This window comes from Streptomyces sp. NBC_00353, assembly GCF_036108815.1.
Taxonomy (GTDB): Bacteria; Actinomycetota; Actinomycetes; order Streptomycetales; family Streptomycetaceae; genus Streptomyces.
Window position 1 is genome coordinate 2,108,403 of sequence record NZ_CP107985.1, and the last position, 24,936, is coordinate 2,133,338.

General features: G+C 70.4%; 17 protein-coding genes and 1 tRNA gene. 10 read left to right on the forward strand and 8 right to left on the reverse strand.

What is annotated here, in order from left to right:
• Positions 1 to 386 precede the first annotated feature (386 nt).
• Together OHA88_RS09975 and OHA88_RS09980 are read right to left on the reverse strand one after the other, a co-directional pair.
• Complete coding sequence (locus OHA88_RS09975; protein ID WP_328625176.1) at positions 387 to 2,183, reverse strand: acyl-CoA dehydrogenase; 1,797 nt, start codon at positions 2,181 to 2,183, stop codon at positions 387 to 389.
• Positions 2,184 to 2,239: 56 nt separating this feature from the next.
• Entirely contained in the window at positions 2,240 to 3,010 is a 771-nt protein-coding gene (locus OHA88_RS09980) for an SDR family oxidoreductase (RefSeq protein WP_328625177.1), read from the reverse strand.
• Positions 3,011 to 3,486: 476 nt separating this feature from the next.
• Between OHA88_RS09980 and OHA88_RS09985 the strand changes: the two genes are divergently transcribed.
• Positions 3,487 to 4,710 (forward strand): alpha/beta hydrolase family protein, encoded by a 1,224-nt coding sequence (locus OHA88_RS09985; protein ID WP_328625178.1) that lies wholly within the window; start codon positions 3,487 to 3,489, stop codon positions 4,708 to 4,710.
• 144 nt (positions 4,711 to 4,854) lie between these two features.
• Here OHA88_RS09985 and OHA88_RS09990 read toward each other — a convergent pair.
• Together OHA88_RS09990 and OHA88_RS09995 are read right to left on the reverse strand one after the other, a co-directional pair.
• Positions 4,855 to 4,928 (reverse strand) — tRNA-Pro (locus OHA88_RS09990).
• 49 nt (positions 4,929 to 4,977) lie between these two features.
• Positions 4,978 to 7,611, reverse strand: coding sequence for an ATP-binding protein (locus tag OHA88_RS09995; protein ID WP_328625179.1), 2,634 nt, complete (start codon positions 7,609 to 7,611; stop codon positions 4,978 to 4,980).
• A 108-nt stretch (positions 7,612 to 7,719) separates the two neighbouring features.
• On the opposite strand from OHA88_RS09995, the gene OHA88_RS10000 reads away from it, so the two are divergent.
• Together OHA88_RS10000 and OHA88_RS10005 are read left to right on the forward strand one after the other, a co-directional pair.
• Positions 7,720 to 8,250, forward strand: a complete 531-nt coding sequence (locus OHA88_RS10000) for a DUF309 domain-containing protein (protein WP_328625180.1) — start codon at positions 7,720 to 7,722, stop codon at positions 8,248 to 8,250.
• Between the two features lie 98 nt (positions 8,251 to 8,348).
• Complete coding sequence (locus OHA88_RS10005) at positions 8,349 to 8,759, forward strand: hypothetical protein (protein ID WP_328625181.1); 411 nt, start codon at positions 8,349 to 8,351, stop codon at positions 8,757 to 8,759.
• A gap of 63 nt (positions 8,760 to 8,822) precedes the next feature.
• Here the strand turns inward: OHA88_RS10005 and OHA88_RS10010 are convergent, their stop codons facing one another.
• Genes OHA88_RS10010 through OHA88_RS10020 form a run of 3 tightly spaced genes read right to left on the reverse strand, consistent with a single transcriptional unit; the run spans position 8,823 to position 12,959 of the window.
• Complete coding sequence (locus OHA88_RS10010) at positions 8,823 to 10,058, reverse strand: FAD-dependent oxidoreductase (RefSeq protein ID WP_328625182.1); 1,236 nt, start codon at positions 10,056 to 10,058, stop codon at positions 8,823 to 8,825.
• On the reverse strand, positions 10,055 to 11,488 hold the full coding sequence (locus OHA88_RS10015) for an FAD-dependent oxidoreductase (RefSeq protein ID WP_328625183.1): 1,434 nt from the start codon (positions 11,486 to 11,488) through the stop codon (positions 10,055 to 10,057). The genes OHA88_RS10010 and OHA88_RS10015 overlap by 4 nt, the downstream gene beginning before the upstream one ends.
• Positions 11,489 to 11,525: 37 nt before the next feature.
• Positions 11,526 to 12,959 (reverse strand): FGGY family carbohydrate kinase, encoded by a 1,434-nt coding sequence (locus tag OHA88_RS10020; protein ID WP_328625184.1) that lies wholly within the window; start codon positions 12,957 to 12,959, stop codon positions 11,526 to 11,528.
• A 439-nt stretch (positions 12,960 to 13,398) separates the two neighbouring features.
• Here OHA88_RS10020 and OHA88_RS10025 point away from each other — a divergent pair, with 439 nt between their 5' ends.
• A complete protein-coding gene (locus OHA88_RS10025; RefSeq protein ID WP_328625185.1) occupies positions 13,399 to 14,406 on the forward strand; it encodes a hypothetical protein in 1,008 nt (335 codons plus the stop codon).
• A 65-nt stretch (positions 14,407 to 14,471) separates the two neighbouring features.
• Positions 14,472 to 16,001, forward strand: a complete 1,530-nt coding sequence (locus OHA88_RS10030; protein ID WP_328625186.1) for an amino acid permease — start codon at positions 14,472 to 14,474, stop codon at positions 15,999 to 16,001.
• Between the two features lie 78 nt (positions 16,002 to 16,079).
• Here the strand turns inward: OHA88_RS10030 and OHA88_RS10035 are convergent, their stop codons facing one another.
• A complete protein-coding gene (locus OHA88_RS10035; protein WP_313940326.1) occupies positions 16,080 to 16,847 on the reverse strand; it encodes a sulfite exporter TauE/SafE family protein in 768 nt (255 codons plus the stop codon).
• A gap of 366 nt (positions 16,848 to 17,213) precedes the next feature.
• On the opposite strand from OHA88_RS10035, the gene OHA88_RS10040 reads away from it, so the two are divergent.
• The 5 genes from OHA88_RS10040 (at position 17,214) to OHA88_RS10060 (ending at position 24,912) form a co-directional block, all read left to right on the forward strand.
• The gene (locus OHA88_RS10040; protein ID WP_328625187.1) at positions 17,214 to 20,078 is read left to right on the forward strand and encodes an alpha-L-fucosidase; all 2,865 of its coding nucleotides are present in this window, start codon (positions 17,214 to 17,216) and stop codon (positions 20,076 to 20,078) included.
• Between the two features lie 279 nt (positions 20,079 to 20,357).
• Entirely contained in the window at positions 20,358 to 21,527 is a 1,170-nt protein-coding gene (locus OHA88_RS10045) for a substrate-binding domain-containing protein (RefSeq protein WP_328625188.1), read from the forward strand.
• 101 nt (positions 21,528 to 21,628) lie between these two features.
• A complete protein-coding gene (locus OHA88_RS10050) occupies positions 21,629 to 22,996 on the forward strand; it encodes an ABC transporter substrate-binding protein (RefSeq protein WP_328625189.1) in 1,368 nt (455 codons plus the stop codon).
• Between the two features lie 51 nt (positions 22,997 to 23,047).
• Complete coding sequence (locus tag OHA88_RS10055; protein ID WP_326625573.1) at positions 23,048 to 24,040, forward strand: carbohydrate ABC transporter permease; 993 nt, start codon at positions 23,048 to 23,050, stop codon at positions 24,038 to 24,040.
• Positions 24,037 to 24,912, forward strand: a complete 876-nt coding sequence (locus OHA88_RS10060) for a carbohydrate ABC transporter permease (protein ID WP_328625190.1) — start codon at positions 24,037 to 24,039, stop codon at positions 24,910 to 24,912. Before OHA88_RS10055 ends, OHA88_RS10060 begins: the two co-directional genes overlap by 4 nt.
• The last annotated feature ends 24 nt before the right edge of the window (positions 24,913 to 24,936 follow it).

Genomic DNA, 24,936 nt, shown 5'->3' on the forward strand with positions numbered 1-24,936 from the left:
GCCTCTCGGGGCATGCCGCTGTCTCCATGGCCGTGCGGAGCTCCGGTTCGAGTGAGTGCCCGCGCTCGGGTCGTCCTCCGACAGGCGGGGCACGACGACAAAGCCCCCCGCGCAGATCGCGGCGACGCCACCGTGCGAGTACGGGCGGGCCAGGAATCACAGTGTCCCGCGACGGCGCCCGCAGAGTCCAAGCGTTTTTGTTCAGCAGGCGACACACCGCACACGAGTGCGACCCTGGCCGGACAGGCGTGGCCGGCGGCACTCATGCGCCCGTCACATGAGTGCCGATACGCCGACCGCCCGAATCCGTCGGGCGGCCATGGTCTCGACTGCGCGGCGATGTGCCTGTTCTCCGGTGAGGATGACAGGCGCCACGAGCCCGTGGATCAGAACCACTCGGGCCGGCTGTCCGCCGCGGTGCGGTCCAGGCTGTCGAGCAGGTCGAACTGAGGTCCCGTACGCGGTAGTTCCACGCGGAAGAAGTACCGGGCCGCCTGTCGCTTGCCCTCGTGGAAGTCGTCCGTGCCGTCCTTGAGCGCGAGGAACTGCTCCAACCAGATCCAGGCCAGCACCACGTGGCCGACGGCTTCCAGGTAGACGGAGGCGTTGGCCAGGGCGGTCGCGGGGTCTCCGGTCGACCAGAGCCCGGCCGTGGTGCGCCCGGCTCGGGCCGCGGCCTGCTCCAACGACGCGGCCAGCTCGGCCGCCTCGCCGCCGCCCGCCGTGGCGCGGGCGACGGTTGCCGAGATGGTCTCCAGGAGCAGACGCAGCCCTGCTCCGCCGTTCGTGACGACCTTGCGGCCGAGCAGGTCCAGTCCCTGGATCCCGTGCGTGCCCTCGTGGATGGCGTTGAGACGGTTGTCCCGGTAGAACTGCTCGACGTTGTACTCGCGGGTGTAGCCGTAGCCGCCGTGCACCTGGATGGCGAGGTCGTTGGCGGCCAGGCACCACTGCGACGGCCAGCTCTTGGCGATGGGCGTCAGGACGTCCAGCAGCAGCCGGGCGCGTGCGCGTCCGGGCTCCTGCTCGGCGGTGCGTTCCTCGTCGAGCAGGCGGCTGCAGTAGAGGCTGAGCGCGAGGGCGCCCTCCACGTAGCTCTTCTGTGCCAGCAGCATCCTGCGTACGTCGGCGTGCTCGATGATGGGGACCTGCGGGGCGTTCGCGTCCTTGCCCGTCAGCGGTCGGCCCTGCGGGCGGGTGCGGGCGTAGTCGAGGGCGTGCAGATAGCCGGTGTAGCCGAGCGCCGTGGCTCCGAGCCCGACGCCGATGCGGGCCTCGTTCATCATGTGGAACATGTACGCCAGCCCGTGGTGGGCCTCGCCCACGAGGAAGCCCACGGCGCCCGGGGCGCCGCCCGGGGTGTGCCGGCCCTCGCCGAAGTTGAGCAGGGCGTTGGTGGTGCCGCGGTAGCCCATCTTGTGGTTGAGGCCGGCCGGCACCACGTCGTTGCGCTCGCCCGGGCTGCCGTCCGGCTCGACCAGGAGCTTGGGCACGATGAACAGCGAGATGCCCTTCACGCCCGCCGGCCCACCGGGGATCCTGGCCAGCACCAGGTGGACGATGTTCTCGCTGAGCTCGTGGTCACCGCCGGAGATCCACATCTTGGTACCGGTGATCCGGTACGTACCGTCGTCCTGCGGCACCGCCCGGGTGGTGATGTCGGCCAGCGAGGAGCCGGCCTGCGGCTCCGAGAGGCACATGGTGCCGAAGAACCGGCCCTCGACCATGGGCCGCACATAGGTGTCGACCTGCTCCTTGCTGCCGTGCGCCAGGAGCAGGTTGGCATTGCCGACCGTGAGGAACGGATACGCGGCGGTGCCCACGTTGGCGGCCTGGAACCAGGACATGCAGGCGTTGGCGACCACGGTGGGCAGTTGCTGCCCACCGACCTCGTAGTCCATCGCGGCGCCGGTCAGGCCGGCCTCGGCGAAGACCCGCAGCGCCTGCCCGACCTCCGGGATGACATGCACCCGCTCGCCGTCGAAGCGCGGCTCCTCGGCGTCGTTCTTCTTGTTGTGCGGGGCGAAGTGCCGGGTCGCGATGGCCTCACTGAGGTCCAGTACCGCATCGAAGGTGTCCCGGTCGTGGTCGGCGTAACGGGGGTGGCGGGTCAGGGCGGTGACGTCCAGCCAGTCGTGGAGCAGGAAGTCCAGGTCGCGGCGGGAGAGCAGCAGGGAGTCCATGGGTACGGGTCCGATCGGGGAGGGCAGCGGAAACGGGTACGCGTCCGAGCGGCGGTTCAGACGGTGGTGCCGATGCCGCCGTCGACGGGGATCACCGCGCCGGTGACGTACGCCCCGGCCCGGCTGGAGAGATAGACCGCCACGCCGGCCATGTCATCAGGGCGTCCGATCCGGCGCAGCGGAGCGGACTCGACCACGGCGTCGCCCTGTGCCTTCAGCGTGGCGGCCATCATCCTGGACTCGAACGGGCCGGGGGCGATCGCGTTGACGGTGATGCCCTGCGGGCCGAGTTCCTTGGCCAGCACCCGGGTCAGATGGTGCAGTCCGGCCTTGCTCGCCGCGTAGGAGTAAGTGGGCAGCGGGTTGACGTGCAGGCCGTCGATGGAACCGACGTTGATCACGCGTGCAGGGTCGTCATGGGAGCCGGCCTTGCGCAGCAGCGGCAGCAGTGCCTGGGTCAGCAGGAAGGGGCTGCGCAGGTTGAGGTCCATCACCTTGTCCCAGCCGCTGACCGGGAACTCGTCCAGTGGGGCACCCCAGGTCGCGCCCGCATTGTTGACCAGGATATGCAGCCGCTCCTCGCGTTCGGCGATCTCCGCGGCGAGCCGGTGGCACTCCTCCTCCTGCGACAGGTCCGCGGGCAGTGCGATCACCTCGCCGAGCTCGGAGAGCTCACGCGCGGCCTCCTCGCAGGCCGCTGCGTTGCGGGAACTGACGTAGACCCGGGCCCCGGCCTCGACCAGGCCTCGGGCGATCATCAGGCCGATACCGCGGGACCCTCCGGCGACCAGGGCGGTTTTGCCGGAGACGGAGAACAGTGAGGTCACGGCGGACTCCAGGGGCGGTGATCGGGCGGGTGCGGACCTTCTGGATACTAAGCGGTCGCTTAGAACGCGTCAACCAGCCTGTTTCCGCCGGGGGCGCCGCGACAAGCGGGCCTTGCCCATGCACCTGGGCGGCGGCACCAAAGGCCGGGCGGCGCAGCAGCGGCCGGACGCATCGTGCCGTCGGGCTCCGCACCCCGGGCTGCGGCCCTCGGCGGCAAGCAGGCTGTTCGGGGGAACGGCAGGTGTCGTGCATCGAGGTGCAGGGGTCGGGGCTCCTACGGTCGGCTGGCATGACGCACGTATCGAAGGACGCAGCCGGCCTCAGTCGGCGGACCGCGCTCACCGGGCTCGCCGGTGGGGCCGGGGTTTTGCTGGCAGGTGGCTGTACACCCTCGGGCGCAACTTCCGCGCAGGGGCCCACACCCAGTCGTACGGGATCGGCCACCGGCTCCGCGGACGGTGCCACGCCCGGGGTGATGACCCTGTTCAAGGATCCGGGGTTCAACTTCAACGGGCTTCTCGCACTCGGCGCCGCGGGCCAGGGTGCCGGCGAAGTGGGCGAGGTGCTCACCGCCGTGAACGAGATCAACAAGGCCGGGCCTTCCGCGCAGACGTACACCGGGACGTTCAAGAACCTCGGTGATCAGCTGATGGTGGCGCCCGTGGCGAGCAAGGCCGGGACGGAGACGACGCGCCTTCGCGCGCTGCGGGCATCGCAGTACTACGGCCAGGCGCTGTTCTTCGTCCTCGGCTCCGACGACCCCGGCGGTGAGGAAGGGCTGTACAAGTCCGGGCGCCGCGGCTGGGACACGTTCTGCAGGCTGTCCGCCCCGCCCCCGGTGACGGCGGACGTCCCGTTCGGGAGGACGCCGCTTCCTGTCTGGTTCTTCAGGCCGGACGACTCCGGCGAGCGACGCCCCACCGTGATCCTCACCAACGGCAGCGACGGTCAGAACGTCGACATGTGGACCTACGGCGTCCAGGCCGCCCTGGAGCGCGGCTGGAACGCCCTCGTGTATGACGGACCAGGTCAGGGGCAGTTGCTCTTCGTGGACCGGGTGGTGTTCACGCCGCGCTGGGAAACGGTCGTCACTCCCCTCGTCGACTGGCTGGTCGCCCGCACCGACGTGGACGCCGGGAGGATCGCCCTGACCGGGCTGAGCATGGCGGGCGACCTGTCACCGCGGGCCGCCGCCTTCGAGAACAGGATCGCCGCCCTGGTGGCGATGCCCGGCGTTCTGGCTCCGTGGCTGGGTTTCCCCCCGGAGATCCGGAAGATCCTCACCCCGGACAAGGCGGAGACGAACAACATCTGGAACAAGCAGGTCGTCCCCGGGTTGACTCCGGCCGAGGCCGCGACGTTGAAGAAGCGGTTCGAACCCTTCTCCGTGCCGGCGATGCTCGCTGCCCGTGACGGGAAGATGTTCACGGACTTCTACACCCCCGCCCAGCTGATCAAGTCGCTCGACATCACGGATGTCGTAGGGCGCATCAAGATGCCCACGCTGGTCCTGGACTACGACTACGAGCAGTTCTATCCGGGGCAGCCGCGACAGATGTTCGACAAACTGACGTCCCCCAAGGACTACGTGAAGCTCACAGCTGCGACCGGCGCGCAGCTGCACTGCTCCCCGATGGCCCCGCAGCAGCACTGCGAGGTCGTCTTCGACTGGCTGCAGGAGACGTTGCCCGGGCGCTGACCGCGCGTGACACCGCCTCGTGGACAACGCTCGGCATGATGCCGCCGCTTCGGCGTCCGAAGAGGGCTCCCGCACGGCCCCCGCCCACGCGTGAGGGGCGCTCCGAAGAGCGCCCCTCACCTGCGGAAAATTCCGACATCTCTGTCGGGACGACAGGATTTGAACCTGCGACCCCTTGACCCCCAGTCAAGTGCGCTACCAAGCTGCGCCACGTCCCGCTACGACTCCCCCGGTGTTCCCAGGCGGCCGCGCAGGACAAACATTACCTCACTCCGTTGACCGGATCGACGCCCGTGCCTGGTGGGCGCGGGTGGCGAGCGATTCGGCGCCGCACGCGGTGGCAAGTTTCTGCGCCCGGGCGAGCTCCTTCGGGGAGCGGATCGCGACGCCGTAGTCGAAGCGGGCCAGGGCATGTTCGTACGCGGACGGGGAGGCCTCCAGGTGCCGGACCGCGTCGGCGAGCAGGTGCTGGGCGTCCTCGGGGCGGGCGAACAGCGAGACGCAGCGCAGCGCCTCGCCGATCGCGGTCTCCGTGCCGAACCTCTCCGCGTGCACCCGGGCCGAGGTCGCGAGTTGCGCGGCGCGGGCCGGGTCGTCGTCGGCCAGGGCGCGGGCGAGATCGCCGGCCCAGGGGGCCCAGATGCCGTTGAACCTGCCGCGCGGCTCGAGTGCCTGGCCGGCCGCTTCCAGTTCGGTGACGGCCTCCTTCGTACGGCCTTCGGCGAACAGGAGACGGCCCCGGACGCACGGCGCGTCGGGCAGCACCATGGCGCTGGGATAGGGCAGCCCGAAGTGGTACCTGTCAGCTATCGTGCGGGCCTCGGAGACGCGGCCGCGGGCCAGCAGTGTGTCGATGAGCAGGCAGGCGGCGTCCCAGTGGACGGGCAGACCGCTGCCGACACGGTCGGCGAGCCGCAGCCCTTCGCGCAGGAAGCCCTCGGCCTCGGCCAGTCGGCCGCGACGGCGGTGGACCAGGCCGAGGAGGGTGTGCGCGAATGCGAGGTGGGCGCCGCTCCAGCCGGAGATCTCGAAGGCGCGCACTGCCTCGCTGAAGAGTTCCTCGGCCCGGTCGAGCTGGTCGGTGAAGGCATAGGTGATACCGACCAGGGTGGGGAACTCGAAGCCCCATTCGGTGTCGGTCCAGCCGAGACCGCGGGCGGGGCGCCCGTCGACCAGGGCGCGTTCGCAGAGGTCGACAATGAGTTGGGAGTTCTCGCCGCGCAGCATGGCGTCGAACGCGCGGATGGTGAGCAGGGCGCGTTCGGCGTTGTCCTTGCCGGTGAGATGGTCGGCGTTGCGCGCGAGCCGACGGGAGCGGCCGGGGCCGTCGTCCTCGGCGGCCTGCATGCCCTCCCACATGAAGTGCGCGGCCTGGAGGCGCATCTGACCCGGGCCGGGGGCGGTGCGTCCGGCCTCGGCGGCGAGGGCGAGCGCGGCTTCCTTCAGCTGGTTGTTGTGGGAGAGGGCCGCGGCCAGCCGGAAGGTGGCGTCGACCCGTACGTCGTCGTCGAGTCCGGGCAGATCGAGGGCGGCACGCAGATGCTGGACGGTGGTGGGCGGGGAGCTGAGCAGTGTGGCGCAGCCCAGTTCGTACAGCAGCGTGGCGCGCACCTGGTGGCGCGGCGGTTCCCGCAGGGCTCGCTCCAGGCAGCGGCGCGCGGCCTCGGGTGCGCCGACAGCGAGGTGCTGGCCGGCTGCTTCACGGAGTTGCTCGACCAGTTCCTGGTCGTCGTCCGGGTGGACTTCGAGGAGGTGGCGGGAGGCCGCGGCGGCACCCAGTCCGGCCCGGGCGATCGCCCAGGCGGCCCTGCCGTGCATGGCGGTGCGGGTGGCCGGCGGGATGGAGCGGTAGACGGCGGTGGCGATCAGCGGGTGGACGAATTCGAGCGGGTCGAAGCCGCTGACGATACGGGCGTCGCGCAGCCGTGCGGTGCAGTCGGCGGCCTCGGCTGGGCTCATCCCGGCGAGGGTGGCGGCGAGGTCCTGGGAGATGTCGGTGCCGAGGACGGCGGCGGCCCAGGCGAACCGGTTGGCGTTGGTGCCGAGCCGTTCGAGCCGGGCGACGAGTCCGCTGCCGCGGGCCGATGCGCCGAGTTCGCGCAGCAGTCCGGCCGACTCCTCCAGTGGCGGCAGTTCGCGGTCCTGCACCTTGGCGACGAGTTCGACCGCCTCGTACGGGTTGCCGCCGGTGACGGCCCACACCTCGCGGCAGAACGGATCGTCGGCGTGGTCGCCCAGCGCCGCCCTGACCAGTTCGGCGGTGGCGTCGGGGGTGAGGGCGCGCAGCGCGACCCGGACCTGTGCCGGGTGTCCGCTGCCGTTGCCGCCCTCCGTCTTCCGCGCCGCCAGCTCGTCCGGGCGGTGCGCCTGGACGACCAGGACGGGCAGTTCGCCGAGGCGCGCGGTGAACGAGGCCAGCCAGGCGAGGGATTCGCCGTCCGCCCAGTGCGCGTCGTCGATGATCAGCAGCAGCGGACGGTGACTCAGCCGTGAGGCGAGCCGCGCGACGACCCAGTCGATCCCGTCCCGCACACCCTGCGGATCGGGCTGCGGGCCGGTGGGTTCGGCGAGCCCGAGGGCGGGCGCGGCGATCTCGTACCAGGACCCGAAGAGACTCTTCACCTCGTCGGGCGGGAACTGGTCGAGGCCGGGCTGCAGGAGTTGGCGTACGACGTGGAACGGTACGGACGTGACCGTCTCGCCGCCGCGCGCGGACCAGACGGTGCAGCGGTCCGCCGCCAGGGTCTCGATCTCGGCGAGCAGTGCGGTCTTGCCGATGCCTGCCTCGCCACTGAAGATCAACAGCCCGCCGACGGCCTGGGCGCCGCACAGGGCATCCACGGCTTGTGCGGCGGCAGCGAGTTCCGGATCGCGCTCGTACAGCGGCCGGGACGGCTTCATGCCTACCCTCCCCATAGTGGTACGGATGACTCCCGACACTAGTCGTGCGCGGGGGGCCACCGACAGTGGTTCGGACAGTTCGTCGCAGGTGCGGGGCACAATCGAAGGGTGGACGAGACACACAGGGACCGCGACGCCGAGGGCCGGGCGCGCAACGCGCGCCCCCGGGACGGGCTGGGGCGCCCGCTGCCGTACGGGACGCCCGGGGTGGAGCGGCAGCCGGAGGGGGTGATCCGCTCACCCGACGAGACGCTGCGGGAGGCGCAGCGCCTGCTGGACGCGGGGATGCCGTTCCATGCGCACGAGGTGTTCGAGGATGCGTGGAAGTCGGGTCCTGAGGAGGAACGGGAGTTGTGGCGCGGGCTGGCACAACTGGCGGTGGGGCTGACGCATTCGGCCCGCGGCAACACGACGGGCGGGGCGCGGCTGTTGCGACGGGGTGCGGCGGCGCTCGCGGAGTGTGCGCAGTCCGGCGGGTTCGTGGAACCCGGGGAGTTCGGGGACGCGGTCCCCTACGGGATCGGGGTCCATGGACTGATCGGCTGGGCGCAGGAGCTGGCCGGACGGGTGGAGGCGGCGGACGCGCAGCCGGTGGATGCGGCCGAGGAGGCGCCGTGTCTGCGGCCGGGGCGCCGGTAGACCGGTGAGGCGGCGAGCCGGTCGGCTGCGATCGTTTTCGGGCTCCCCTCGCCCGGACGGGCGAACACGACGCCGCGAAGCTATTACCATCCCGCGTCATGAGCACTTCTGACCAGGACCAGTCCGTGGACACCCCGATACCCGCCCCCGAAGCCGGTACAGCGGCCGAGGTCGAGGCCGAGACAGAGGTTGAGGCCGCGGCAGAGGGCGAGGCCGCGGCAGAGGGCGAGGCCGCGGCAGAGGGCGAGGGCCGCAGACTGACGCCACGTCAGGCGAGACGGCTGCGGATCGCCCTCTCGTCGGTCGGCATGGTGGCGATGGCGGTCGTGCTCGGGCTGCGGATCGCGAGCCGGTCGTCCGTTCTGGTGGTCGGGGTGTACGGGCTTGCGCTGATCCTGTGCGGGGTCGTGATCGAGCTCAGCCGCAACGGCCGCACGCGGCTGGGCAGTTGGCTGCTGGCCGTCGGCCTGGTGGCGGCGATCGGTTCGGACTGGCTGCTGATCCCCTGACGCCGCGCCTAGGTCTTTCGTTCGGATCAGGCCGGATCAGGGACAAACGAGAGGCCCCAGGTCTCAGTGCACCGTGATCCGCACGGTTCCGCCGTGCGGGTCCACCCGGTCGAGCCAGTCACCCCGCAGCCGGAACGACCGGTTCGGCACGGCGGGCAGCAGCAGCCGCTCCCGGTGGAGTACGTGTCCGTCCTGGCCGACGACGAGGATCGGGCGGAGCAGCCGCCGGCCGGTGCGCAGAGTGAAGCGGTCGTGCAGCGGGCGGCTGCCGTCCAGGGCGACGAGGTTCGGCGCGATCCACTCCAGCGGGGCGTCGACGGCGAGCGCCGGACGGCCGGTCGGCCAGGGATCCGCTGCCAGGTGACGCAGTACGGACGCGGCCACGGCCCGGCCCTCGGCGGCCGCGGTCCCCGCGCTCTCCACCCCGTGCAGCAGATTGCCGACGGCGAAGACACCGGTCGCCAGGGTGCGGTACGAGGCGTCGTATGCGGGTCCACGGGTGCCGGGGTCCAGGGTCGCCCCGCCGCGCCGGGCCAGCTCGTGATCGGGGATCCAGTCGCCGGTGAAGACCACGGTGTCGCAGGGCAGGGTCGTGGTCCGGCCGTCGCGGTGGCGCAGTGAGACCCCGGTGAGCCGCTCCCGGCCGGTGAGTCCGGTGACGGTGGCGTGGGTGAGGCGTGGTGTGCGGTGCCGTGCGCGTACCGGGGCGGCGGGCAGCGGGGACGGCGGCTGGTCGGTGACCAGGGCGATCACGTCGAGGCCGGCCACCCTCAGCGTGTCCGCCGCGGCGTGGCTGACGGGTTCGTTGCCGATGACGACCGCTCGCGTACCGATCCGCTGCCGGAAGAGGTGGACCGCCTGTTGCAGTTCACCGGTGGTGTAGACGCCGGGCGGGCGGGTGCCGGGGACGAGCCGGGCGCTGCGCGGGCGTTCGCGCGCGCCGGTGGCGAGGACGACGGCGCGCGCGGTGATGCGTTCGAGTCCGGTGGGTCCGGTGGTGTCGAGCGTGCGGGGTCCGGCCCAGCCGGTGACGGTGACTGAGGTACGGAGGGTGGCTCCGGCCCGGACGGCCGCGGCCACGCACTGTCGTGCGTACACGGGCCCGATGGCCCCTCCCCCGATGCGGCCGGCACCGAATCCGCCGTGGAAGCAGTGGCGCGGGATGCCGCCCGCGGTCTGTTCGCGTTCCAGGATCTCGACGTGGCCCGCGCCGGACGCGGCGAGTTCGGCCCCGGCGCCGAGACCGGCCGGTCCCGCCCCGACGACCAGGACATCGACGGTCCGCTCGCGCCGGGTCATGGCCGGGCCTCCTCGATCAGGGCACGGACCGCGGCCCCGCAGTAGAACCCCTGGCAGCGTCCGCCGCCGGCCCGGGTCCGGCGCCGCAGCCCGTCCTTCGACCGCGCCGGGATCGTACTGGTCAGCGCGTCCCGGATCTCGCCCGCGGAGACCCGTTCGCAGTGGCAGACGAGGGTGCCGTAGGCCGGGTCGGCGGCGATCAGCTCCGCACGCCGGTACGGGCGGGGGAAGGCCTCACCGAGCTGGGGCATGACCAGCGGCGGCAGTTCGGTCGGTGTACCGAGGTCGAGGCCGGTGCCGGCGAGCAGTTCGGTGACGTACGCGGCGATGGCCATGGAGGCGGTGAGGCCCGTGGAGCGGATACCGCCGACGGCGACGTACCGCTGGTCGGGGTAGGCCCGGATGCGGTAGTCCTCGTGGCCGGTGGCGGCGCGCAGTCCGGCGTAGACGGCCGTGACTTCCTCGTCGAGCAGTCCGGGCAGGATCCGGCGGCCCTTCTCGCGCAGGAGCGCGAGACCGTCGGCGCTGGATCCGGTGGCGGTCTTGTCGTCGAGCTCTTCGGCGGTCGGCCCGAGCAGGACGTTGCCGAAAACGGTCGGTGCCACCAGGACGCCCTTGCCGGCCGCGGTGGGAACCGGAAGCAGGATGTGGTCGACGAGATCGCGGGCGAGCTTGTCGAAGACGATGAGCTGGCCGCGGCGCGGAGTGACGGTGAAGGCGTCGTGGCCGAGTTGCCGGTCGAGTTCGTCGGCGTACAGACCGGCGACGTTGATCAGGTAGCGGGTGCGCAGCGGGCCGCGCGTGGTGGTGAGGGTGTGGACGTCCTGACCACTGTCGATGTGCCGGACCCGGCAGTTGAGGTGGAGATGGACTCCTGCGCGCACGGCCTGGGTGGCGTACGCGAGAGGCGTCGTCCAGGGGCAGATGATGCTCTCGTCGGGGATCTCCAGCGCGCCGAGCGCACCCGGGCCCAGATGGGGTTCACGGGCACGCAACTCGCCGGCTTCGATGATGCGTGCCGCGTGGTAGTCGTTGCGTTCCGCCTTTGCCGCCAGGGCGGGGAGTGCGGCGAGCTGTTCCTCGTCCCAGGCGACGAGGAGGGCGCCGACGCGTTCGACCGGGATGCCGGTCACGGCGGCGTACGCGGCGAGCCTGCGTTGACCGTCGCGCACGAGGCGGGCTTCCAGCGAGCCGGGCACGGCGTCGAAACCGGTGTGCAGGATCGCGGTGTTGGCCTTCGACGTCCCGTTGCCGATGTCGTCCGATCCGTCGATGAGGGCGGTGCGCAGCCGGTAGCGGGCGAGTTCGCGGGCGACGGCGGTGCCGACGACTCCTGCACCGATGACGGTCACGTCGTACGTCGTCGCGTCCCCGTCCCCGTCAGGCAGGCGGTGCGCCAGGGCTCCGGTCGCGGTGATCGTCGGTGTCATGTCGTCTCTCCCGGGCCGCGCCGGTCGGCGATGCCCGTCATGCGCGGTCCAGCAGGGTCTCCACCGCCGCGCGGAACCGGGCGAGACGTTCGGCGGCCTCGTCCGCGCCGATCCGCGGTTCGTAGACGGCGGCCGGTTCCCATGCGGGTACCGCCTGGTGGAGCGGCAACTGCGGGTCGAGGCCCAGCCGGGCGACGGCCCCGACGCCGAGTGCGGTGACGTCCGGCAGCGCGGACACCTCGACCGGCCGCTGCAGCAGGTCGGCCTGGGTCTGCATGAGGAGCGCGGAGCGGGTCAGGCCGCCGTCGACGCGGAGCGAGGTCAGCGGTCCGCCGAGGTCGGTGGCAACGGCATCGGCCAGTTCGACGACCTGCGCGGCGATGCCGTCGCACAGGGCCCGCACCAGGTGCCCCGCGGTGGTGTCCAGGCCGAGGCCGGTGACCGAGCCGCGCAGATCACTGCGCCACCAGGGTGCGGCAAGTCCGGCGAGCGCCGGTACGAACGTGACCGTGCCGGCGTCGGGGACGGTGGAGCCGACCGGGTCGAGGTCGGCGGCGCCGGAGATCACTCCGAGGTCGGTGAGCCACCGGACGGCGGATGCGGCGGTGTACACCTGCCCGTCGAGGCAGTAGCTGGTACGTCCGCCGAGCTGCCAGGCGACACAGCTGACCAGCCCGGTGGAGCCGCGGCGCGGCGTGGGCCCGGTCTGGGCGAGGAGGAAGGCACCGGTGCCGTAGGTGCATTTGGCGGTGCCCGGTTCCAGGGCGCCCTGGGCGAGGAGGGCGGCCTGCTGGTCGACGAGCAGTCCGGTCAGCGGGAGTTCACCGCCGAAGACGCGCGTCACACCGACGGGCCCGGCGGCGTCGACGACGGACGGGAGCCGTTCACCGGAGAGGCCGAAGATGTCCAGGGCGGCGGGTGACCAGCCGACCCGGTCGAGGTCGAGCAGCTGGGTTCGTCCCGCGGTCGCCGCGTCCGTGACGAACGCCCCGGTCAGTCGGTGGACGAGCCAGGCGTCGCTGGTGGTGACCACGCCCTCGCGGGTCAGCTCGCGGCGGATCCAGGCCATCTTCGGGGCGGCGAAGTACGGATCGAGCGGCAAACCGGTGAGTTGTTTCAACTCCTGGCCGTGACCGGCGAGTTCGGCGCACAGCGATGCGGACCGCCGGTCCTGCCAGACGATGGCGTCGGTGAGCGGCCGCCCGGTCGCGGGGTCCCAGGCGAGCACGGTCTCCCCCTGGTTCGCGAGTCCGACGGCGGCCACCGGCTCGCCGGCTTCGTGCACCGCCTGCCGTCCGGCGTCGACGACCGAGGCGAGCAGCTCGGCGGGGTCGGCCTCGACCACTCCCCCGGCGCCGTACCGAGGCCGCACCGGAGCCGATCCGGAACCGATCACTCCGCGCTCCGGGCAGATCACCAGCGCCTTGGTGCCGGATGTGCCCTGGTCCACGGCGAGTACCGGGCCTGTCATCGACACTCCAGCTGTACGGAAGCTCTGCGGCTTGAACGGAATCGTGATCACTGGTCGCTGATGCACACAGTGGTGCAGACCACCGCGTACGTCAAGCACCGTCCGTACCCCTGACGGAGCGACCGCATGGTGGTCAACTCACCTTTGATTCAGAGGACTTGAGTAAGATCCGCGAATCGGTCAGGTGGTCGGCACCAGGCGTTCTACACTCACCGCCGAGCAACAACCGGACACTCCGGAGCAGTTCACTCTCCAAAGGCTGCTTCACCCCCCACGTGCTTGAGGATTGATGAGACCGACACACTTTCCCGTGCACCGACATCACGGTCACCGGGCCTTCCGCTCCTGCATGGCTGTACCGCCTCCGGGCGGCGTGACGTGCTGAGAACACCCCCGATCCGCCCCGTTCGGCCCTGTCGCACGGGAGCGGGGCGAGCCCATGGCCAACAGTGATTTCCGGCCGGTCTATCACCCTGCCGGACATGACAACGAGTTACGTGCCGCGTTACAGGACCTGCGTACCGGTCGCTGGGTCTCCATGCGCAATCTGTTGGAGAGCACTCCGGACTGGACGCTGTGGACCCAGCGCACCCAGGTGCTCGGAGCGGTCGCCGCGGGATCCGACGCCGTACAGGCCTGGCGGGCCGAGGAGCCCGGGAGCGTCGCAGCTGTCGTGATGCACGCACGGGTCGTCGTGGAGCGGGCGGTACGCGCTCATCGCGAAGGACACCACCGGGCGCAGGAACTGTGGCAGGAAGCCTGGGAGGCCTGCAGCGCCGCCGCCTACGCCACCCCGGCCGACCCGGTGCCATGGGTGTGCCTGCTGGCCCTGTCCCAACTGGACGAGGAGCAGCGACTGAAGGAGCACCGGCTGCATCCGCCGGGGCCGATGCTCTTTCCCGGTCCGTGGGGCCTGCTGGCGGAGGCCGACCGGCGCGATCCGGGCAACCGCGAGGCCTACCATCGGATGCTCCAGTTCGTATACGCGCGCAAGGCCGGCGGCACCCTCTCGGAGGCGGTCAATTTCGCCCAGTGGGCGGCCTCCTCGGCACCCGACGGCTCCGCGCTCCATGTCCTGCCGCTGTATGTGCGGGTCGAGCGCTACCGCCGCGAGCACGGGCAGGAGAAGGCTCTGGACCTTCACTGGGTCACCGAGGACGCCGAACGGGATGCCGAGCGGGCCCTGCGCCTGTGGTTCCACCGCACGGATCCCGCCGGACAGTCCCTGCTCGACGTCAATCATCTCGCCCACGCGCTGTGGGGCTCCCTGCGGTTCGCCGACGCGGTCCCCGTGTTCCGGGCGCTCGGGCCGTACTTCACCACGCTGCCCTGGTCGCACCGCACCCGCACCCCCCACGACCCCTCGGCCGCCGAGGACGTGTTCCTGCGTGCCCGGAGCCGCTGTCTCGCCACAGCACGCGAACCGGGACGCGGACCGCACGGCTGAGCCCACGGTGCCGTCGCCCCGCAGAAGACCATCCCATCCCCATCCCGCTCACGGAGGTATCTGTCATGTCCATATCCACCTCGGCCCAGCCGGGCGCGGAGGCCAACCCCCAGAAGGACGAGGAGCAGCGGCTGCGCGAACTCGGCTACCAGCCGGTGCTGGCCCGTCGCATGGGCGGCTTCGGCAACTTCGCCATCAGCTTCTCCGTCATCTCGATCCTGTCCGGCTGCATGACCCTGTACGGCTTCGGCATGTCGACCGGCGGACCGTCGGTGATGCTCTGGGGCTGGGCAGGTGTCGGCCTGTTCGTGCTCTGCGTCGGCATGGCGCTCGCCGAGGTCACCAGCGCGTACCCGACGTCCGGCGCGCTGTACTACATGGCGGACCGGCTCGGTGGCCGCAAGTGGGGCTGGTACACCGGCTGGCTGAATCTGCTCGGCCTGCTCGGTGCGATCGCGGGCATCGACTACGGCGCCGCTCTGTTCACCGGCGCGCTGATGAACCTGCAGTGGGGCTTCGACCCGACGCCCGGCCACACCATGATCATTTTTGTCTGCATCCTGCTGTTGCATGCCGTGCTGAACCTCTTCGGGGTCCGCCTCGTCAGCGTTCTCAACTCGATCAGCGTGTGGTGGCATCTGGCCGGTGTCGCCGTGATCGTCGCCGTGCTGGCGATCGTCCCCTCGCACCACCAGTCGCCGTCGTTCGTCTTCACCGAGTTCGTCAATGACACGGGATGGCAGAACCCGCTCTATGTGGCGGCGATCGGTCTGCTCCTCGCGCAGTACACCTTCTGCGGTTACGACGCCTCCGCCCATCTGTCGGAGGAGACGTCGAACGCCTCGGTGACGGCGGCCCGCGGCATCGTCCGCTCGATCTGGGTCTCCTGGATCGCCGGGTTCGTGCTGCTCGCCGGTCTGACGTTCGCGATCCAGGACTACGCGGGCACCCAGGACACCGCCACCGGTGTACCGCCCGCCCAGATCCTGATCGACGCGCTCGGCACCTCGGGCGCCACCGCCATGCTGCTGATCGTGATCGCGGCCCAGCTGTTCTGCGGCAACGCCGAGGTCGCCGCGGCGAGCCGGATGGTGTTCGCGTTCAGCCGGGACAACGCGCTGCCGGGTTCGGCGCTGTGGCGCAAGGTGAGCGCCCGCACCCAGACACCCGTGAACGCGGTATGGCTGTCGGTCGTCGTCGCCGGACTGCTCGCGCTTCCGTCCCTCTACTCCGCGACCGCGTACGGTGCGGTGACCGCGATCAATGTCATCGGCATCACGCCCGCCTATGCGATCCCGATCTTCCTGAAGCTGCGCGCGGGCGACCGCTTCCAGCGCGGCCCCTGGCACCTGGGCCGCTGGTCGAAGCCGATCGGCTGGATCGCCGTGGTGTGGGTGGCGATCGTGACCGTACTGTTCCTGCTTCCGCAGTCGTCGCCGGTGACCATCGACTCGATGAACTATGCCTCGATCGCACTGGTGGCGGTCCTGGTGCTGGCCACCGTGTGGTGGTTCGTCGCGCGCCGTTCGTACGGCACGCCGTCCGCGTACGGGAACGCCCGTGAGCAGGCGGAGATCGCGGCGGACATCGTCTGACGCGGGGGCTGTCGCGGCCTCTTCAGGCCCTCCCGGACCCTCGGGTCCGGGAGGGCCCTGCCGTGCCGCCGGGTGCGGTCAGCCCACGAGCAGCTGGAGGCCGCCGAGCACGGTCGCGCCGATCACCAGTCGTTCGAAGAGTTTCTGGTTGATCCGGTCCACGCACTTGCGACCGATATAGGCGCCGGGAATGACGAACAGCAGCATCGCGGCGTCCAGCAGCAGCGACTGGGCATCGATGAGGCCGAGGCCCACGCTGAACGGCACCTTGGAGGTGTTGACGATCAGGAAGAACCACGCCGACGTACCAAGGAAGCCGAGCTTCCGGAAACCGGCCGAGAGCAGATAGAGCGACATCACCGGGCCGCCCGCGTTGGCGACCATGGTGGTGAAGCCGCCGAGCACTCCGTACGAACGGGCCTTGAGCCGACCCGTCCGGGACGGGCGGCCGGACTCCTCCGGAGGTTCCTTGCCCTCGGCGCCGGAACGGCGGCGCCAGACGGTGACGCCTGCCATGAAGAGCAGAATCGCGCCGATCGATGTCCTTACCGCGTCGTCGTCGGCCCACATCATGAAAAGCGTGCCGGCCACCACGCCAACAGCGACGGCGGGGAACAGCCGCAGCAGCGTCGGCCAGTGCGCGTGCCTGCGGTAGGTGAGGACGGCGAGCACATCGCCCGCGATGAGGATCGGGAGCAGTACCCCGGTGGACTCGCGGGCCGGGAGTACGGCCGCGAAGACCGCGAGACTGATCGTATTGGCACCGCTGACGGCCGTCTTGGAGAAGCCTACGAGTGCGGATGCCGCGGCCAGCGCCGCCAGTTGCCAGAGTGTGAGGGTGTCCATGCCAGGAACAGATGGTAGTCGCACCCATTTTCGGGCCGCGATCGAGTCCCTCGCTCAACGCCCGACTTTGCACCGACTCATCCGATGTGTTGTCACACGACTCCCTCCATCGCCAGCCCAATTGACCCTACCTACTGGGTAGTTGCACGTCAGGAGTCTTGACCTCGGACAGGGGCGTTGTAAGCATCGGATGTCTCAGTGGGCAGCCACCGTGGCTCCACCCACATCGGCCCCGGCGAGAGGGCGACGGCCATGCCATTCGTACCGCACAGCCGCACATCTCCAGCACTTCGGCCAACGGGCAGACCACGCACCTCACCGGCGGGGCGCAGATGGACCCTGTTCTGTCTGTCCCTGGCCCTGGCCATGGCAGCGGCCCTCCTCGGCGCACCCGCCGCCACCGCCGAGGTCCAGCATCCGCGCCAGCAGTGGATGCGCGAGTCCACGGCGGGTCTGTTCCTCCACTGGGGCATGTTCACCGCGCCCCGCCATGTCGACTGTGAGGCGTGGGAGCACGACGTCACCGCGGGCGGCTGGACCGCCGACTACTGGGTCGACGAGGCCCGCAAGCTCGGCGCCTCGTACATCGTCCTTGCCACCTTCCACAGCAGACTGGGCTATGCGCGGCCGTGGCCCTCGAAGATCCCCGGCAGCTGCTCCACGGAGCGCGACTTCCTCGGCGAGCTCGTGAACGCGGGCAAGGCCAAGGGCATCGAGGTCATGCTGTACATGACCGACGATCCGCAGTGGCACAACGAGGTGCCGGGGGTGCAGACGCTCGACTCGGACGCGTACTCCGCGTACAAGGGCGAGAAGGTCGACCTGACGACGCGCGACGGGTTCGGCCGGTTCAGCTACGACCAGTTCTTCGAAGTGATGGAGAACTACCCGGATCTGGCCGGGTTCTGGATCGACAACGACAACGAGTACTGGGAGAACCATCACCTCTACGAGCAGATCCGGGCGAAGCGGCCGTCCTGGTTGTTGACCAACAACAACGAGGACACGCCGATCATGGACACGGTCAGCAATGAGCAGAAGACCGGCATGACTCCGGCGTACGACTATCCGTCGGCCGCGTTCACGCCGATGCCCCGCATCTCCGAGGGTGACTACAAGCTGCCGACCAGCGGCGACTGGTGGTACGACGGCAAGGACCACCCGGTGGACTTCCGGCTGAGCACGGGCCGGTACATCACCAACGCGGGCTCGTCCATGAAGTCGCTGATGGCGGAGACGGCGATGGTGAACGGCAGGTTCCCGCCGAGCCAGCAGGAGTACAACGACTTCATGGCCGACTGGACCGCCCCGATCCGGTCCTCGCTGCAGGGCACCGAGGGCGGCGGATACATGTACGGCGGGATGCAGCCCGGCTTCTGGAACGACGGCGCGCACGGTGTCGTCACCGTCGGGCCCGGGGCACGGACTCAGTACGTGCATGTGGTGACCCGGCCCCGAACGGATCTGGTGCGCCTGCGGGACAACGGATACCGCGCGACGGGGGTGACCGATGTGCGCACCGGGAAAGCGATGGCGTTCAGCCAGTCCGGGGGCTATCTGACGATCCTCGGGATCGCCGACTGGGATCCGTACGACACGGTGTTCAAGGTCGAGACGGACGGCCGGCAGCAGTCCTACTACCCGCAGAACTCCCTGCGGGCCACGGCCTCGTCCGCGGCCACCGGGCACCCGGCCGCCGATGTCGTCGACGGAAGTCACGAGAACTACTGGGACAGTGACGGGAAGCTCCCCGCGTCCGTGACGATCGATCTCGGCAGCCGCCGCAAGGCGACCTCGCTCGCGGTCAACCAGCGCGAATGGTCACCGACGCACGCCCGGTCGACGTTCGGCAGGCCGGAGGACTCCGCGCGGATCAAGGACTACTCGGTCTCGACGAGCGACGACGGAAGGCACTGGAGGACGGTTCGTACCGGGGCGCTGCCGAGCGCCCGTGGGGTGCAGTTCATCGACATCGGTGAACGGACGGCCCGCTATCTGAAGCTCGACGTACGGAACACCTGGGCCGGTCCGCAGGCACCGGACTTCTTCGGCCGGCTCAGGATCGACGAGATCAAGGTGGCCCACGGGGCGCCGGTGTCGGGCTCGGCGCAGGTGCCGCTGGAGGCGGAGTCGCGGAGCAACGACCGGGACGGTGGCGTACGGGCGTCCGCGTGCGGGGCCTGCTCGGGTTCGTCCCGGCTCGTCGGGTTCGGCGGCGGAGCACGTAGCTCCGTGACGTTCCGCGACGTGACGGCCGCCGAAGCCGGGAACTACCGGCTCCAGTTCGACCACACCGCCGGATCCGCGACCTCGCTGTCGGTGCGGGTCAATGGCGCCGCGGCCATCGATGTGGCGGTGCCCGCGGGCAACCCGGACGTGCCGGGGTCCACAGCTGTCTCCGTGCCGCTGGTCGCGGGCGCCAATACGGTCGAGGTGTTCAGCAGGGCGGCCCGGGGACCGGGCCTCGACCGGATCGCCGTCGGACCGCTGCCGCCGACGTCGTACGTGCCCAAGACGACGATGACGGTCGATCCGCACGGGCTGCAATGGGTCGGCGCCGGGCAGCAGTCGATCAAGGTGACGGCGAAGCTGCGGCTCGACGCCGACGACATACTCGACGGTGTCCGGCTCGCCCCGAAGGTTCCTGCGGGCTGGTCGGTCGAGGGCGATCCGGCGACGGCGTCGTCGATGCGGCTGGGCGAAACCCTGGCGGCGAGCTGGACGCTGACCTCGCCGCCCGGCGCGGATGTCGCGTCGACGACGGTGCCCGTCACCGCGGCCTTCCTGACGCTCGGCACACCGCACGAGGTGACGCAGAGCGTCGGCGTCCGGCCGCGCCCGGCGGACCGGGTGTTCATGCGCGAGGCCGAGGACTCGCGGAACACGCTCGGCACCGCGGGTCTGACCGGCTGCTCGCCCTGCTCCGGCGGCGAGAAGGTGCGCAACATCGGGGGCAGCGCGGCTGCCGATGTCCGGTTCCCCGATGTCATCGTGGACCGGGCCGGCACATACACGCTGTTCATCGACTACACGGTGAACGGGGATCGTTCGTTCCTGGTGAGCGTCAACGGAGGAGCGCCGGTCGAAGCAGCGGTGAGCGGCATCGGGAACAGCACCCCGGCGACGACCACCGTTCCGGTGACGCTCGCCGCGGGCGCCAACACGATCAGGATCTACAACGACGAGGAGTCCGCGCCCGACCTCGACCGGCTGTCGCTGGGACAGCCGTAGAGTCGCCGGCGGATCCACCTCAGGGGCCGTTTCCCAGCGGCCCCTGAGGTGTGCCGGGCGTCCGCCAGGTCGGGGACCACTGCGCCTCCCACGCCACCAAGGGGCAGGCACGGGACCTGTTCCCGTCGCCCGCCCCTTTCGACGATCTTCGGCCATGGAGACCACGCAGGCCTCGGCCGCCATGGACGGCGCCGAGCTGATCGCTATGCTGCGACGCAAGCGCTCACAGGAAGCGTTCAAACGAACAATGCGCGGCGGTACGGCGAGGGGGCCAACAGCATGCGGGAGCCGGTTGAACTCAGGCGTCAGCGAATCCTGTCGGTGGTGCAGTCGCGGGGCGCCGTCAAGGTCAGCGTGCTCGCCGCCGAGCTGGATGTCTCGGTGGTCACGATCCGGCGGGACGTGGAGGAACTGACCCGGGTGGGGAGGCTGCGGCGGGGACACGGGGTGGCCCGTCCGGTGGTCGACGTGCCGGAACCCGCCACGGTCCCGGCAGCACGGACCGGGGAGCCGGCCGGGGACGGCGCTGCGGTGGCCCTCGTCGTACCGGAGCGGCATTCGTACCTGTACGAGACGCTGCACGGCGCCCGGACCGTGCTGGAGGAGTCCGGGATGCGGATCGCCCTGCACATCGCGCCGCAGTCGGCGGGCGCCGAACGGCCGCTGGTGGAGCGGGCCCTGGCGGACGGGGCCCGCGGGCTGCTGATCGCCCCACGGTGGCGCAACGCGCTCTCGGAGGAGTTGGACTACGGCTGGCTGGCGGAGGTGGGGGTGCCGACCGTGCTGATGGAGCGGCGGCCCCGGCCGGGCAGTGCGCTGCACGCGCTGGACTCCGTCTGTTCCGACCACTGGTACGGGACACATCTGGCCGTGGACCATCTGGTGTCGCTGGGCCACCGCCGTATCGTCCTGGCCGCCCGCGACGACAGTCCGACGGCGCGCACCATCCGGACGGCGTTCGCCGAGATCGCGGCGGCCCGTCCGGAGGTGGAGGACTGGTCGATAGTGCTCAGTTCGCCGGCGGCGGTGCCCGGCCCCGGTCCGCAGACGCCCGGCGCACCGGCCGAAGCCGCGCCCGCTCCCGAACCCGAGGACGATGCCACAGCGGTCGACCTTGCCGCGCTGCTGCGCGAACGGGGCGCCACGGCGGCTGTTCTGCACGGCGATGTGGACGCGCTGATGCTGGTGCAGCGACTGGCGGAGGGCGGCGTCCAGGTGCCGCGGGACTGCTCGGTGGTGGCGTACGACGATGTGGTCGCCGCCCTGGGCAGTACGCCGCTGACCGCGGTGGCGCCACCGAAGGCGGAGATCGGGCGGGCGGCGGCCGAGCTGCTGCTGTACCGGCTGGCCGGGACCGTCGGTGCCACCGGTCCGGTGCGCAGGACGGAGTTGCTGCCCACTCTGAAGATCCGCGGTTCGGCGCAGTCGCTTCCCACTTCCGAAGTCTGATCGTTTGACCGCTTTAATTTTCTTCTGAGCGATCTATTGACCCGTACCGATCAGCCGATCAGGATTCCCGTGTCTCGAATCAGGAGCCGCGGGAGGCACCCATGCCTGGTCGACAGAGCCGTCGATCCGTGCTCGCCTCGATCGCCGCCCTGCCGCTGACGGGCGCTCTCAGCGCCTGCAGCAGCAGTGACGGCGCATCGAAGTCGGGCAGCACGAGCAAGACCAGCACCATCAGCAGCAAGGGCGCGAAGCGCGCCACGCACATCACCTTCTGGTCGGCCCTGCGCGGCAGCCAGGAGGTCGTGGACGCGTTCAACCGCACCCACGACCGCGTCCAGGTCGACTTCCAGCAGATCCCCACGGGAGGCCAGGGCGGTTACGCCAAGCTCAGTAACGCGTCCCGGGCGGGCAACGCCCCGGATGTCGCGACCATCGAGTACCCCCAGGTCCCCGGCTTCGCCATCGACGGGGTGGCACGCGAGCTCACCGATCTGATCGGCGACGGACTGCGCGCCAAGCTGCTGCCGCAGGCGCTGGGACTGACCACTTTCGAGAAGCGCGTCTTCAGTGTGCCGCTGGACGTCGAGCCGATGCTGATGCACTACCGCACCGACCTGTTCCAGCAGTTCGGTCTCGAAGTGCCGCGCACCTGGGACGAGTTCGAGGAAGTGGCCCGGACCGTCCGCCGCCGGGCCCCGGACCGGCGCCTGGCGACCTTCGCCACCGACGGTGCCATGCAGTTCGCGGCGCTCGCCTGGCAGGCCGGCGCCCAGTGGTTCGACACCTCGGACGGCGCCTGGAACGTGTCGCTCGCCGACGAGCCGACCCGCCGCGTCGCGTCGTACTGGCAACGGCTGATCGACCAGGACCTGGTCTTCATGAACGCCGTGGACAGCCGGCAGAGCGACGCCCAGATCAGCAACGGCCAGATCCTCGTCCGGCTCAGCGGCGCCTGGGACGCCGGGGCGCAGATGAACGCCCGGCCTGCCCAGAAGGGCCAGTGGGCTGTGGCCCCGCTCCCCCAGTGGGATCCGGCGAATCCGGCCGTCGGCACCCACGGCGGTTCCACCTTCGCGGTCACCAAGGACAGCCGGCACCCGGAGGCCGCCCTGGAGTTCATCGAGTGGCAGGTGTCGCACCCGGACGCACTGCGCGCCCGGCTCTCCAGTGGCAGCAGCAGCCAGTATCCGGCCGCCCCCGGTCTCGTCGCCGTCGGCCGCAAGGCCTTCGACCGCAGCTACTACAACGGCCAGGACATCTACACGGTCTTCGAGGAGGAGGCGCGCAAGATCCGGCACGGCTGGCTCTGGGGACCGCGGATGACCGCCACCGGAAAGGTGATGCAGGACGGCTTCGCGCGGGCGGGCGGCGGCCAGGGTTCGTTGATCGACGCGGTACGCGCCGCCCAGCAGGGCACCATGCCGGACCTCAAGGCACTGGGCCTGGCCACCACCGAGCGCAGCGACTGACCCCGTTCGCCACTTCCCACGTTCCCAGCAGCAGAGAGGCAGGTGACACTCATGACCGCCCCCGCTTCCACCCCCTCGATCACCCCCGTGCACCCGGCGAACGCCCGGTCGGCCGCCGCGCCCGCGCGCTCCGCCCGCAGGTCGGCCCGGCGCCGTGAACTCGGTGCCTGCGGCGCCCTGATGACACCGTTCTTCGTACTTCTCGTGACGGTCTTCCTGATCCCCGTCGGAACGGCCGTCTGGCTCAGTTTCTTCAGCGACGACCAGCCGGGGCTCGGCTTCGGCCCGGAGCGCACCGTCTTCGTCGGACTGCGCAGCTATACGGCCGTGCTCACCGACCCGACGTTTCTCGGTGGTCTGGCCACCGTCTTCCTGTACTGCGTCATCTACATCCCGGTGATGGTGATCGCCGCGCTCGCGCTGGCGCTGCTGCTGGACTCCGGGGTGGTGCGGCTGCGCTCCTGGGCCCAGCTCGGCCTGTTCCTGCCGCACGCCGTGCCCGGCATCATCGCCGCCGTCATCTGGCTGTATCTGTACACGCCCGGGCTCAGCCCGGTGATCGATCTGCTCGGCAAGGCCGACATCACCATCGACTTCCTCGGCGTGCACACCGTCCTGCCCTCGATCGTGAACATCGCCCTGTGGAGCAATCTCGGCTACAACATGGTGGTCTTCTACGCCGCACTGCAGGCCGTGCCCCACGAGGTCATCGAGGCCTCGGTCGTCGACGGGGCCGGACCGGTGCGTACCGCGCTCCAGGTCAAGACGCCGCTGGTGCGTTCGTCCATCGTCATGGTGGCGATGTTCACCCTGATCTTCGCGCTCCAGCTGTTCACCGAGCCGATGCTGCTCAGCCAGTCCACCCCCATGATCAACTCGCGGTTCTCGCCCAGCATGTACATCTACGACGCGGCGTTCACCCGTAACAACTACGGCCTGGCCGCAGCCGCCTCGGTCGTCCTGCTGATCTGCACGATCGCCCTCTCCTACGGCGTCACCCGCTGGACCAACCGCGCCAACGCCCCCGAGGAGGACGCCCGATGAGCGCGACGAGCCCCACCCGTACCGCCGCCACGCTGCGGCCCCGGCTTCTCGGCCGCTCCGTCGTCAATGTGGTGGTGGGCATCTCGGTGCTGTACACGCTGCTGCCGGTGCTGTGGCTGGTGCTCGCCGCGTCGAAGAACCGGGACGCCCTGTTCGGCAGCAACGTGCTGTCGCTGAACCACTTCGCCTTCGTGCAGAACCTCAAGGACCTGTTCGCGATGGACGGCGGACTGTACGGGCGGTGGTACGGGAACAGCCTGCTGTACGCGGTCCTCGGCGCCGCGCTCGGAGCCCTCGTGAGCATCGCCTGCGGCTACGCCTTCGACAAGTACCGCTTCCCGCACAAGGAGAAGCTGTTCGGCCTGGTCCTCGCCGCCGTCATGGTGCCGCAGACGGTGCTGGCCCTCCCGCTGTATCTGATGGCGTCCGGCACCGGGCTGGTCAACACCTTCTGGTCGGTCTTCATCCCGGTGCTCTTCAATCCGTTCGGTGTGTATCTCGGCCGGATATTCAGTCAGGGGTACGTGCCGAACGAGGTGCTCGAAGCGGCGCGTGTGGACGGCGCCGGTGAGCTGACCACCTACTTCCGGGTCGCGCTGCGGATGCTGGGGCCCGGTCTGGTCACCGTCTTCCTCTTCCAGCTCACCGCCATCTGGAACAACTTCTTCCTGCCGATGGTGATGCTCTCCGACCAGGACCTGTATCCGGTCAGTCTGGGGCTCTACACCTGGAACAGTTCCGCCACTGTGTCCCCCGAGTACTACCCCGTCGTGATCATGGGCTCGCTGCTCGCCGTCCTCCCGCTGATCCTCGCCTTCGCACTGCTCCAGCGGTTCTGGAAGTCGGGGCTCACCGCGGGCGCCGTCAAGTAGCCGGGCCACCCGGACCACTCCCGT